Here is a 12,482-nt window from a genome sequence, read left to right on the forward strand (position 1 = left end):
GTGTTTGCGATGTTGCCTTACTGTTAATTCTTCTGATGGGCGGCCCGGCCATGGCGGCGCCTGCGTCCACCCTGCGCTTCGAGCAGCTCAGCGTCGAGCAGGGGCTGGCGCAGGAATCCGTGCTGGCCATTGCCCAGGACCGGCAAGGCTATATGTGGTTCGGCAGCCAGTCCGGCCTCAGTCGTTTCGACGGCTACCGCATGGTCGTCTACAAGAATGTCGAGGGCGACAAGACCAGCCTGGCCGACAACTGGGTCGGCGAGCTGCATGTCGACAGCCAGGGCCAGCTGTGGGTCGGCACCGACAATGGGCTGGACCGCTTCGACGCCGCCAGCCAGACCTTCACGCATTACGTTCCGGCGGAAAAGAGCAAGCGCGGCAATGGCAACCGGCATATCCACGCCATCCTCGACGATGGCGCGCGCGGCTTCTGGATCGCCACCTCGGACGGTTTGCAGCATTTCGATCCCGCCACGGGCGCCTTCCGCACCTGGCACCATGAAGAGGGCAACCCGCACAGCCTGGGCGACAACGAGATCAAGGCGCTGGCGCTGGACGCGCACAATCGGCTGTGGATCGGCACCGTGACGGGCCTGGACATGCTGGCGCCGGGCAGCGAGCGCTTCGAACATTTCGCCGTCGATACGGAGCCCGGCTCGAAATACAACGTCATCCAGTCGCTGCTGGTCGACCGCCAGCAGAACCTGTGGATCGGCACCATGGCCGGCGCCGAGCGCTGGCGTCTGGGCGCCGCCGGCCAGCCGCCGCAGGCGCGCCTGCGCCTGAGCGAAAAACAGGGTTTTTCCGCCATCCGCGTCGCCAGCCTGTACCAGGATGTCGACGCCACGGTCTGGCTGGGCAGCAATGCCGACGGCCTGTTCCGCTGGCTGCCCGGGAGCGACAGCTTCCTGCAGTACCGCCACCAGACGGGCGACAAGTTCAGCGTCGCCGACAACCAGCTGTCGTCACTGTTCCGCGACCGCGCGGGCACTTTCTGGGTCGGCTCCTGGTACAACGGCGTGAGCCGGGTCGACCTGGGCAGCGGCGGTTTTTCGCGCATGGTGCGCGCTCCCGGCGACGTGGGAGCGCTGGCGGACAAGAAAGTGCGCGCGCTGGCCGATGCGGGCGGCGGCAAGCTGTGGCTGGCCACCAAGGGCGGCTTGAAGCTGTACGACACGCGTGACGGCACGTCGCAGCTGTTTGACTTGCGCAGCGCGCCCGGCATGTCGCGCGACGAGCAGGTCACGACCCTGTACAAGGCGCCGGACGGCGTGCTGTGGGTGGGCGGCTCGACGGGCTTGCACCGCTTCGATCCGGCGCTGGGACGCTTTTTTACCATGCGCTTCGCCGCGGGGGACCCGAACAGCGACACCATCCGCAATATCGTGAGCGACCGCAGCGGCATGCTGTGGGTCTCGACGCGCGGCGGCGTGCACCGCTTCGACCCCGCCAGCCGGCGCTTCACGACCTACCGCCATGACCCGGCCGATCCGAACAGCCTGTCCGACAACATGGTGCGGCCCGTGCTGGAGGACGGCAAGGGCCGGCTGTGGATAGGTTCATTCCACGGCCTGGACTTGCTGGACCGCGCCAGCGGCCATTTCCGCCATTTCCGTCACGACCCGCAAAACCCGCATAGTCTCAGCCATGACGAGGTGCACTTCCTGCATGAAGACAAGCGCGGCGTGCTGTGGGTGGGCACGGCCAATGGCCTGAACCGCATGGACGTTGACGCGAAAGGGGAGATCCGTTTCCGCCGTTTCGTGCGCAAGGATGGCATGGCCGACGACGCGATCGCCAGCATCCTGGGCGACGACGACGAGCAGCTGTGGCTGAGCACGAACAGCGGCATCACGCGCCTCGACATGCGCAGCGGCTTGTTCCGCAATTACGACAGCGCCGACGGCACGGTGGAAGGCTCGTACTTCGATGGCGCGGCGTTGCGCGCGGCCGACGGCACCATGTACTTCGGCGGGTTCAACGGCATGACGGCGTTCGTGCCGCAGGATATCCACGACAACCGCGTGCCGCCGCTGGTGGCCATCACGGAGCTGCAGATCTTCAACAAGCCGGTGGCCATCGGCCGCGGCGAATTCGCCCAGGTGCTCAGGGCGGCGATCGACCATACGCGCAAGCTGGTGCTGACCAGCCGCGAGAGCGTTTTTTCGCTGGAGTTCGCGGCCCTGCATTTCGCCGCGCCGCAGCGCAATATGTTCGCCTACCGGCTCGAAGGTTTCGACCAGGACTGGGTCATGACGGATGCGGGGCGGCGCTTTGCCACTTACACCAATCTCGATCCCGGTAACTATGTGTTTCGCGTCAAGGCAGCCAACAAGGACGGCGTGTGGAACGAGAGCGGCGCCACGCTGGCCATCACGATCCTGCCGCCGTACTGGAAAACCTGGTGGTTCCGCACCCTGATGGCGGCGCTGCTGCTGGGCGCCGTGTATGGCACCTACCGGCAGCGCGTGCGCGCGCTGCGGCGCCAGCAGAACGAGCTGGAAAAGCAGGTCAGCGAACGCACGGCCGAGGTGTACCAGAAGAACGCCGAACTGCAAAGCAAGGAGATCGAAGTGCGCGCCCAGTCCGACACGCTGGCGCAGGTCAACAGCAGCCTGAAGAAAAACGAGGAAAGCCTGCGCCAGGCCAAGCGCAAGGCCGAAGACGCGACGCGCCAGAAATCCGAATTCCTGGCCAACATGAGCCACGAGATGCGCACGCCGCTGGCCGGCGTGATCGGCATGCTGGGTTTCGCCTTGCGCGACGGGCAGCTGCAGGACGCCACGCGCGAGCAGATCCTGCGCGGCCAGGCCAATGCGCAGTCGCTGCTGGTGATCATCAACGACTTGCTCGATTTTTCCAAGATCGAGGCGGGCAAGCTGAGTATCGAAAACATCGACTTCGCGCTCGGCGCGGCAATCGAGAATGTGGTCAGCCTGTTCGAGGAGCAGGCGGCCGCGCGCAGCATCGGTTTCGCCATCGATTTCGCGCCCGACCTGCCGCCCTTCGTCGTGGGCGACCCCACCCGTTTGCGGCAGGTGTTGGTCAACCTGGTCGGCAATGCCTTCAAGTTCACCCAGCGCGGCGGCGTCAGCGTGAGCGTGGAACGGGCCGGCGTGACCCAGGCGGCGGGAGCTGCCGGGCGGCAGGTCAACCTGATCCGCTTTACCGTCAGCGACAGCGGCATCGGCATCGACGCGGAGGCCATGGCGCGCCTGTTCCAGAAGTTCGAGCAGGCCGACGCCAGCACCACGCGGCGCTATGGCGGCACGGGCCTGGGCCTGGCGATCTGCCGCCAGCTGGTTGAACTGATGGATGGCGAGATCGAAGTGGCCAGCAAGCCGGGGCAGGGCAGCGTGTTTACGTTCACCCTGCCGCTGGCCGACGGCGTGGCGCCGCCGCTGGTGCCGCAGGTGGCGCTGGCGCCGCACAGCCACCAGCTGCGCGTGCTGTGCGCGGAGGACTTCCCCACCAATCAGATCATCATCCGCGTCATGCTCGAAGAGCTGGGACACCGGGTCGACGTCGTCGCCAACGGCGCGTTGGCGGTGGCGGCGTGCGTGCATACGCGCTATGACCTGATACTGATGGATGGACGCATGCCGGAAATGGACGGCGCCACGGCCACGCGCCTGATCCGCCTGGGCGGCTGGCCGGATCAACCCGTGCGCGACCAGGAGCTGATGATCGTGGCCCTGACCGCGAATGCCAGCGAAGAAGACCGCAGCCGCTACCTGGGCGTGGGCATGGACGATTTTCTCAGTAAGCCTGTCGACGAGGCGGCGCTGCATGGCTTGCTGGCGCGCGCCATCGAGCGCCAGCTGCAGCGCGGCTTCATGCTGCCGCGCATGCCGTCCGGCGAGTCGCGCGATGTGGCGCGCGGCCAGGCCGAACTCGATGCGCTGTTCGGCGTCGCGCCCGCGCCTGCGCCGTCGCCGGTCCCGTCCAACCGCGGCGGCGAGCTGCAGCGCCGCATCCGCGCCGCCTTCGTGGCCGACCTGGAAGGCCGGTTGCATGAACTCGATACCGCCCTGGCCGCGCAGGACAAGGACGGCGCCGGACGTTTGCTGCATGGCTTGAAGGGCAGCGCCGCCTATCTCGACGAGACGGAACTGCACATGCTGTGCACGGAACTGGAGGAGGCGGCCGACGGCGGGCGCTGGCAGCAGGTGGCCCTGCATTTGCCGCGCTTGCGGGCATTGCTGGCGCAAATCGCCGATTTGGACAGGAAAATGTAAAATATACAAGTTCATCAATCGGACACGACGGGAAACTGGGTAGAATACGCGAGAGGTGCCCCGATACAGCCGGCAATGGAGAGTGGAATGAAAGTACTGGTGGTCGACGATGACGTCGTTTCGCGCATGGTGTTGATGCACCTGATCGACAGTTGCGGCGTGCACGATATCGTGGAGGCCGAGGATGGCGCCGCTGCGTGGGAGCAGCTCGAAGGCGGCTTGCGTCCTTCGCTGTGCTTCTGCGACCTGCGCATGCCGCGCCTGTCGGGCATGGAACTGCTGCAGAAAATCCGCTCCGACAGCGCGCTCGACGCCATGCCGCTGGTGCTCGTGTCGTCGGCCAATGACCACGACACCGTGCGCGACGCCGTGCAGGCCGGTGCTGCCGGCTACATCGTCAAGCCCTTCCAGCCGGAACAGGTGCGCCAGCATATCGACGCCTGCTTCGACGTGGCGTCCCTGCCGGCCGAGGCGCCGCTGGCGACGGCGCAGCGCCTGGGCATCGATGACGAGCGCCTGCTGGCCTATCTGACGGGTTTCCAGGGCCAGATCGGCGCCGCCGGCGAGCAGGTCGATGCCTTGCTGGCGCGCGGTGAGCCGGCCCAGGCGCGCCAGTTGCTGGAACGGCTGCACCTGGGCTGCCGTACCCTGGGCCTGCATGGGGCGGGCGGCGAAATGGCGGCCCTGCTGCAGGCGGCGGTGCTCGACAGCGGCCAGATGCAGGCGGCGCTGGCCGCGCTGGCGCGCAGCGCGGCACAACAGGCGCGCCTGCTGCGCCAGCTCGACGACGAAGACTGAGCACGCATGACGGGGTTTTCTGCTTGCCGGAAAAATACTTTAGGTTTAAAGTATCTGCTTCCGGAGCATGTTCCCATGCCCGCCACCAGTCAGGATCAGCATGAACAGCGATCTATCGGGTTCCACCGCCTCTCCCCATGACGACTTTGCGCGCGCGCACCTGCCGCCGCGCGCACTCTGGCCGCAGCTGTGCTTTGACCTGCCCGAGCTGCAGTACCCGGCGCGCCTCAATTGCGTCGCCGCGCTGCTTGATGCGGCCGTGGCCAACGGCGGCGGCGAGCGCATTGCCATCCATGCCGACGGCCAGCGCTGGAGCTATGCGCAGCTGGCGCGGCAGGTCGACCGCATCGCCCACGTGCTGCGCGCCGACCTGGGCCTGATTCCCGGCAACCGCGTGCTGCTGCGCGGCGCGAATACGCCGATGATGGCCGCCAGCCTGCTGGCCGTGCTGAAGGCCGGCTGCATCGCCGTGCCCACCATGCCGCTGCTGCGCGCGCGCGAACTGTCGACCATTCTCGCCAAGGCCGAGGTCAACGCCGTGCTGTGCGCGCAAGGCTTGCGCGGAGAGCTCGACGGCTTGTCTGGCCTGCCGGCCATGCTGTGCTTTGGCGCCGATGGCGCCGAGCTGGAGCGGCGCATGGCGACCCATGCCGCACCTTTTGCGGCATGCGATACGGCGGCCGACGACGTCTGCCTGATCAGCTTTACGTCGGGCACGACGGGCGTGCCCAAGGGAACCATGCACATGCACCGTGACCTGCTGGCCATCTGCGACTGCTTTCCCCGCTCCATGCTGCAGGTGCGCGCCGACGACATCTTCATCGGCACGCCGCCATTGGCCTTCACCTTTGGCCTGGGCGGCCTGCTGCTGTTCCCCCTGCGCTTTGGCGCGGCCACCGTACTGCTGGAAAAACTCACGCCCGAGGCCCTGCTGCGCGCCATCGGCACCTATCAAGCCACGATCTGCTTCACGGCGCCCACGTTTTACCGCCAGATGGCGCCCCTGGCCGCGCAGCACGACTTGCGCAGCCTGCGCCTGTGCGTGTCGGCCGGCGAGGCGCTGCCGCTGGCCACGCGCGACGCCTGGCAAGCGGCGACGGGACTGGCCATGACGGACGGCATTGGCGCCACCGAGATGCTGCACATCTTCATATCGGCCACGGGCGAGGGTATCCGCCGCGGCGCCATCGGCAAGGCCATTCCAGGCTACCAGGCGTGCATCGTCGACGACGCCGGCGTGCCGCAGCCGCCAGGCGCGACGGGCCGTCTGGCCGTGCAAGGCCCCACCGGCTGCCGCTACCTGGCCGATCCGCGCCAGCGCGAGTACGTGCAGAACGGCTGGAACCTGACGGGCGACACCTTCGAAATGGACCGCGACGGCTATTTCTATTACCGCTCGCGCAGCGACGACATGATCGTCTCGGCCGGCTACAACATCGCCGGGCCGGAAGTGGAAGAGGCGCTGCTGCGCCACCCGGCCGTGGCCGAATGCGGCGTGGTCGGGCGCGCCGATGCCGAACGGGGCCAGATTGTCGAGGCGCACGTGGTGCTGAAGGACGGTTTCCAGCCCGGCGAGGCGCTGGCGGCCGAATTGCAGGAATTCGTGCGCCAGCAGATCGCCCCCTATAAATACCCGCGCGCCATCCATTTTCTTGCCGCCTTGCCGCGCACGGAAACGGGCAAGCTGCAGCGCTTCAAACTTCGCACGGACGCCCCATGAATATTGTCTGCATCGGCGGCGGTCCCGCCGGCCTGTATTTCAGCCTGCTCATGAAAAAGCAGAACCCGGATCACCGCATCACGGTCATCGAGCGCAACCGCCCGTATGACACGTTTGGCTGGGGCGTGGTGTTTTCCGATCAGACCCTGGGCAACCTGGCCGGCGCCGACGAGCCGACGGCGCGCGCCATCCTGCAGGCGTTCAACCACTGGGACGACATCGAGATCCACTTCAAGGGCGAAACCGTGCGCTCGGGCGGCCATGGCTTTTGCGGCATCGGCCGCAAGCGCCTGCTCAATATCCTGCAGGCCCGCTGCGAGGAGCTTGGCGTGCAGCTGCTGTTCGAGACGGAAGTGCAGGATGACCAGGCCATCGCGAAGCAGTACGGCGCGGACCTGGTGATTGCCAGCGACGGCTTGAACAGCCGCATCCGCACGCGCTATGCGGCCAGCTACCAGCCCGAGATCGACCAGCGCCATTGCCGCTTCGTCTGGCTGGGGACGCGCAAGAAATTCGCGGCGTTCACGTTTGCCTTCCGCCAGACGCAATACGGCTGGTTCCAGGCGCATATCTACCAGTATGACGGCGAGACCTCGACCTTCATCGTCGAGACGCCGGAAAGCGTCTGGCGCGCCGCAGGGCTCGATGCCATGAGCCAGCAAGAGGGCATCGCCTTTTGCGAAGCCCTGTTCGCCGGGGAACTCGACGGCCACGGTTTGCTGAGCAACTCGCCGCATTTGCGCGGCTCGGCGCAGTGGATCACCTTCCCCCGCATCGTTTGCCGGCAATGGGTACATCACCAGGATGGCGTGCCCGTGGTGCTGATGGGCGACGCGGCCCACACGGCGCATTACTCGATCGGTTCGGGCACCAAGCTGGCGCTGGAAGACGCGATCGAGCTGGCGCGCTGCTTTGGCCAGCACGGCGACAGCACCGCCGCCCTGGCCGCCTACCAGCAGGTGCGCGCCGTCGAGGTGCTCAAAATCCAGAGCGCGGCGCGCAATTCCATGGAATGGTTTGAAAACGTCGAGCGCTACAGCGCCATGGAGGCGCCGCAATTCGCCTATTCCATGCTCACGCGCAGCCAGCGCATTTCGCATGAAAACCTGCGCCTGCGCGATCCCGCCTACGTGGCCGACTACGAACGCTGGCTGGCGCGGCGCGCCGGCGAGCAGGCCGGCCTGGAGCTGCCGGACCAGGCTTTGCCACCCATGCTCACGCCGTTCAAGCTGCGCGGCGCGCTGCTGAAAAATCGCATTGCCGTCTCGCCGATGGCGCAGTACAGCGCCGTCGACGGCGTGGCCGGCGACTACCACCTGATGCACCTGGGCGCGCGCGCCATGGGGGGCGCCGGCCTCGTGTTTGCCGAGATGACGTGCGTCTCGGCCGATGCGCGCATCACGCCCGCCTGCCCCGGCATGTATAGCGAAGCGCACACGCAGGCGTGGCGGCGCATCGTCGAGTTCGTGCATGCCAACAGCGACGCGAAGATTGCCCTGCAGCTGGGCCACGCGGGCGCGAAAGGCTCGACGCGGCCCATGTGGGACGGTATTGACCTGCCCTTGAAGGAGGGGAACTGGCCGCTGATCTCCGCTTCCGAACAGCAGTACCTGGCCGGCGTGTCGCAGCTGGCGCGCGCGGCCACGGAAAGCGACCTGGCGCGCGTCGAGCAGGATTTCGTGCGCGCCACGCTGGGCGCCGCCGTTGCCGGTTTCGACTGGCTGGAACTGCATTGCGCGCACGGCTATCTGCTGTCGAGCTTTATCTCGCCGCTGACCAACCGCCGCACGGACGACTATGGCGGCAGCCTGGAAAACCGCTGCCGCTATCCCTTGCGCGTGTTCCGCGCCATGCGCGCCGCCTGGCCGCAGGACAAGCCGATGAGCGTGCGCATCTCGGCCCACGACTGGGTCGAAGGCGGCATCACGCCCGATGACGCGGTGCGCATCGCGCGCCTGTTCAAGGCTGCGGGCGCGGACCTGATCGACTGTTCCTCGGGCCAGGTCAGCAAGCTCGAACAGCCTGTGTACGGGCGCATGTTCCAGGCGCCGTTCGCCGACCGCGTGCGCAACGAGGCGGGCATCGCCAGCATGGCCGTCGGCTCCATCTTCGAAGCCGACCACGCCAACAGCATCATCGCCGCCGGGCGCGCCGACTTGTGCGCCGTGGGCCGTCCGCACCTGGCCAACCCGGCCTGGACCCTGACGGAAATGGCGCGCATCGGCTACAGCGGCGGGGCAGCAGTCTGGCCGAAACAGTACCGGCCGGGCCAGCAGCAGCTGGAACGCAATCTGCAGCGCGAACGCCAGCTGGCCGCCGCCAATACGGGCCTCACCCCGCAACAGGTGGCCGCGCGGCTGCTGGAAGGATGACATGAGCAAGGAACAACTGGACGGGGCATTGGCCGGCAAGCACGCGCTGGTGACGGGCGCCGGCAGCGGCATCGGCCTCGCTTGCGCGGGCGCCTTGCTGGACGCGGGCGCCAGGGTCACCCTGGCCGGGCGCGATGGCGCGCGGCTGGCGCGCGCGCGCATGCAGCTGGAAGAGGCGGGCCATGCGGGCCGGGTGGTCATCTGCGTGCTCGACGTGGCCGTGGAAGCATCCGTGCAGGCGGGTTTCGCGCAGGCGGCCGCGCATTTCGGCCGCGTCGATATCCTGATCAATAACGCGGGCCAGGCGCATGCGGCGCCATTCGGCAAGACGGACGCCGCCATCTGGCAGCAGATGCTGGCCGTGAACCTGACGGGCGTGTTCCACTGCTGCCAGGCCGCCATGCCGGCCATGCTGGAAGCGGGCTGGGGGCGCATCGTCAACGTGGCGTCGACGGCGGGCCTGAAGGGTTATCGCTATGTCAGCGCCTATGTCGCCGCCAAGCATGGCGTGATCGGCCTGACGCGCGCGCTGGCGCTGGAAGCGGCGCCGCGCGGCATCACCGTCAACGCCGTCTGCCCCGGCTACACGGAAACGGACATGGTGGCGCAGGCCGTGCAGAACATCGTGCGCAAGACGCGGCGCGGCGAAGACGCGGCGCGCGCGGAGCTGGCAGCGGCCAATCCGCAGCAGCGGCTGGTGCAGCCGCAGGAAGTGGCCGATGCGGTGGCCTGGCTATGCCTGCCCGCGTCGTCGGCAATGAATGGACAATCGATCGCCGTCGCCGGCGGCGAAGTCATGTAACCGAATGAAGATCATGGACAAAGAACCCGACAATGTGCAGGACGAACCCGTGCTGGACCTGGCCAGCCGGCTGACGCAGGACCACCACCAGTCGCTCAAGCTGTGGCTGCGCATGCTGTCATGCACGGTAAAAATCGAAAACGAGGTGCGCACGCGCTTGCGCGCCACCTTCGGCATCACCTTGCCCCGCTTCGACCTGATGGCGCAGCTCGAGCGCTTCCCCGAAGGTTTGCGCATGGGCGAGCTGTCCAGGCGCATGATGGTCACGGGCGGCAATATCACGGGCATCACCGACCAGCTGGAGCAGGAAAAGCTGGTGGCGCGCGTGGTCGACCCGAAAGACCGCCGCTCGTACAGCGTCAAGCTGACGCCAGCGGGCCGGCGCGCCTTCGACGAGATGGCCAAGGTGCATGAAGGCTGGATCGCCGAACTGCTGCACGGCGTGACGCCGGACGACAAAAACCAATTGATCGACCTGCTGTCGCACATGAAGCAGCAGTTGAATAACACCCCTCTAAAGGACTGAGCATGCGCCATCTACCCGGCCAGCCGCAAGACCTGCCAGGCAACCGCGCCAGCCTGGCCCACTACGCCGCGCGGCATTTTTTATTCTCCGTCGAGGAAGGCGTCGCCACCTTGACTTTGCACAGGCCCGAGCGCAAGAATCCGCTCACTTTTGACTCGTATGCGGAATTGCGCGAGCTGTTTCGCGCGCTGGCCCATGCCGACGACATCAAGGCCGTGGTGATCACTGGCAGCGGCGGCAATTTCTGCTCGGGCGGCGACGTGCACGACATCATCGGCCCGCTGACGCAACTCGACATGCCCGGCCTGCTGGCGTTTACCCGCATGACGGGCGACGTGGTGAAAGCCATGCGCGCCTGCCCGCAGCCCATCATCGCCGCCATCGACGGCATTTGCGCGGGCGCCGGCGCCATGCTGGCGCTGGCCTCCGACATCCGCCTGGGCACGGCGCGCAGCAAGACGGCGTTTTTGTTTACCCGCGTGGGCCTGGCCGGCTGCGACATGGGCGCCTGCGCCTTGCTGCCGCGCGTGATCGGCCAGGGCCGCGCCGCCGAGCTGCTGTACACGGGGCGCTCGCTGGCCGGTGCCGAGGCCGAGCGCTGGGGCTGGCTCAACCGCCTGGTCGAGCCGGAAGAACTGGCCGAGGCGGCGCGGCTGTTTGCCGCCGGCCTGGCCAGCGGCCCCACGTTCGCGCACGGCATGACGAAAAAAATGCTGCAGCAGGAGTGGAACATGGGCGTCGATGAAGCCATCGAGGCGGAAGCGCAGGCGCAGGCCATCTGCATGGCCACCAACGATTTTCACCGCGCCTATCACGCCTTCGTGGCGAAGGAACAACCAACCTTTGAGGGTAATTGAGATGCGCGACACCAGCTATCTGGAATGGCCGTTTTTCGAGGCGCGCCATGCGGAACTTGAACGCGAACTCGATGCCTGGGCCGATGCGCACCTGGACGACGCGCACGGCGCCGACGTCGACGCGGCTTGCCGCGCGCTGGTGGCCCAATTAGGGCAGGGCGGCTGGCTCGCGCATGCCACCGGCATCGATGGCAGGATCGACACGCGCGCCATCTGTCTGATCCGCGAAACCCTGGCGCGTCACAATGGGCTGGCCGATTTCGCTTTCGCCATGCAGGGACTCGGTTCGGGCGCCATCGGCCTGTTCGGCAGCGCCGGGAACAAGGCGCGCTACCTGCCCGACGTGGCCAGCGGCAAGCGCATCGCCGCCTTTGCCCTGTCCGAGCCGCAGGCAGGCTCCGACGTGGCGGCCATGGCGTGCGCGGCGCGCCGCGACGGCGACGACTATGTGCTCGACGGCGAAAAGACGTGGATCTCGAACGGCGGCATCGCCGACTTTTATGTGGTCTTCGCCCGCACGGGCGAGGCGCCGGGCGCGCGCGGCATCAGCGCCTTCATCGTCGACGCCGACAATCCCGGGCTGGAAATCGCCGAACGCATCGCCGTCATCGCGCCGCATCCGCTGGCCCGGCTGCGCTTCGCCAACTGCCGCGTGCCCGTGTCGCAGCGCCTGGGCGAGGCAGGGCAGGGCTTCAAGGTGGCGATGGCGACTTTGGATATTTTCCGCACCTCGGTGGCCGCCGCCGCGCTGGGCTTTGCGCGGCGCGCCTTCGATGAAGCGCTGCGCCACGCGACAAAGCGCCAGATGTTCGGCCAGACGCTGGCGGATTTCCAGCTGACGCAGGCCAGGCTGGCGCAGATGGCCACCGGCATCGACGCGGCCGCGCTGCTCACCTACCGCGCCGCCTGGCAGCGCGATCAGGGCCGCAAGGTGACGAAGGAGGCGGCCATGGCCAAGCTGACGGCCACCGAGACGGCGCAGCAGGTGATTGATGCTGCTGTGCAACTTTTTGGCGGCCTGGGGGTGGTCAGCGGGCACCCGGTCGAATGCCTGTACCGCGAAATCCGCGCCTTGCGCATCTATGAGGGCGCCAGCGAGGTGCAGCAGCTGATCATCGCGCGCGAACTGCTGCGCGAGACGGGGGACGCATGAACCGCATGAACAACGA

General features: G+C 67.2%; 8 protein-coding genes. All 8 read left to right on the forward strand.

Going from position 1 to position 12,482, the window contains the following annotated elements; genetic code table 11:
• The first annotated feature begins 50 nt into the window (after nt 1-50).
• The 8 genes from AC07VI_RS16990 to AC07VI_RS17025 all read left to right on the forward strand — a co-directional run bounded on the left by AC07VI_RS16990 (nt 51) and on the right by AC07VI_RS17025 (nt 12,466).
• Nucleotides 51-4,238: a hybrid sensor histidine kinase/response regulator gene (locus tag AC07VI_RS16990; protein ID WP_492992942.1), complete on the forward strand. Its 4,188-nt coding sequence runs from the start codon at nt 51-53 to the stop codon at nt 4,236-4,238.
• Nucleotides 4,239-4,325: 87 nt separating this feature from the next.
• Nucleotides 4,326-5,036 carry a response regulator gene (locus AC07VI_RS16995; protein WP_086146692.1) on the forward strand — a complete coding sequence of 237 codons (711 nt, stop codon included), beginning with the start codon at nt 4,326-4,328 and terminating at the stop codon, nt 5,034-5,036.
• 100 nt (nt 5,037-5,136) lie between these two features.
• Nucleotides 5,137-6,756 (forward strand): AMP-binding protein, encoded by a 1,620-nt coding sequence (locus AC07VI_RS17000; protein ID WP_086146691.1) that lies wholly within the window; start codon nt 5,137-5,139, stop codon nt 6,754-6,756.
• Nucleotides 6,753-9,128, forward strand: coding sequence for a bifunctional salicylyl-CoA 5-hydroxylase/oxidoreductase (locus AC07VI_RS17005; RefSeq protein ID WP_086146690.1), 2,376 nt, complete (start codon nt 6,753-6,755; stop codon nt 9,126-9,128). The genes AC07VI_RS17000 and AC07VI_RS17005 overlap by 4 nt, the downstream gene beginning before the upstream one ends.
• 1 nt (nt 9,129) lies before the next feature.
• A complete protein-coding gene (locus AC07VI_RS17010) occupies nt 9,130-9,930 on the forward strand; it encodes an SDR family NAD(P)-dependent oxidoreductase (protein WP_492992945.1) in 801 nt (266 codons plus the stop codon).
• A 13-nt stretch (nt 9,931-9,943) separates the two neighbouring features.
• Nucleotides 9,944-10,456, forward strand: coding sequence for a MarR family winged helix-turn-helix transcriptional regulator (locus AC07VI_RS17015; RefSeq protein WP_099419987.1), 513 nt, complete (start codon nt 9,944-9,946; stop codon nt 10,454-10,456).
• 2 nt (nt 10,457-10,458) lie between these two features.
• A complete protein-coding gene (locus AC07VI_RS17020) occupies nt 10,459-11,313 on the forward strand; it encodes an enoyl-CoA hydratase family protein (protein WP_492992947.1) in 855 nt (284 codons plus the stop codon).
• Nucleotide 11,314: 1 nt separating this feature from the next.
• Complete coding sequence (locus tag AC07VI_RS17025; protein ID WP_086146686.1) at nt 11,315-12,466, forward strand: acyl-CoA dehydrogenase family protein; 1,152 nt, start codon at nt 11,315-11,317, stop codon at nt 12,464-12,466.
• Nucleotides 12,467-12,482: the final 16 nt, after the last annotated feature.

The organism is Janthinobacterium sp. GW821-FHT03A03 (assembly GCF_059421435.1).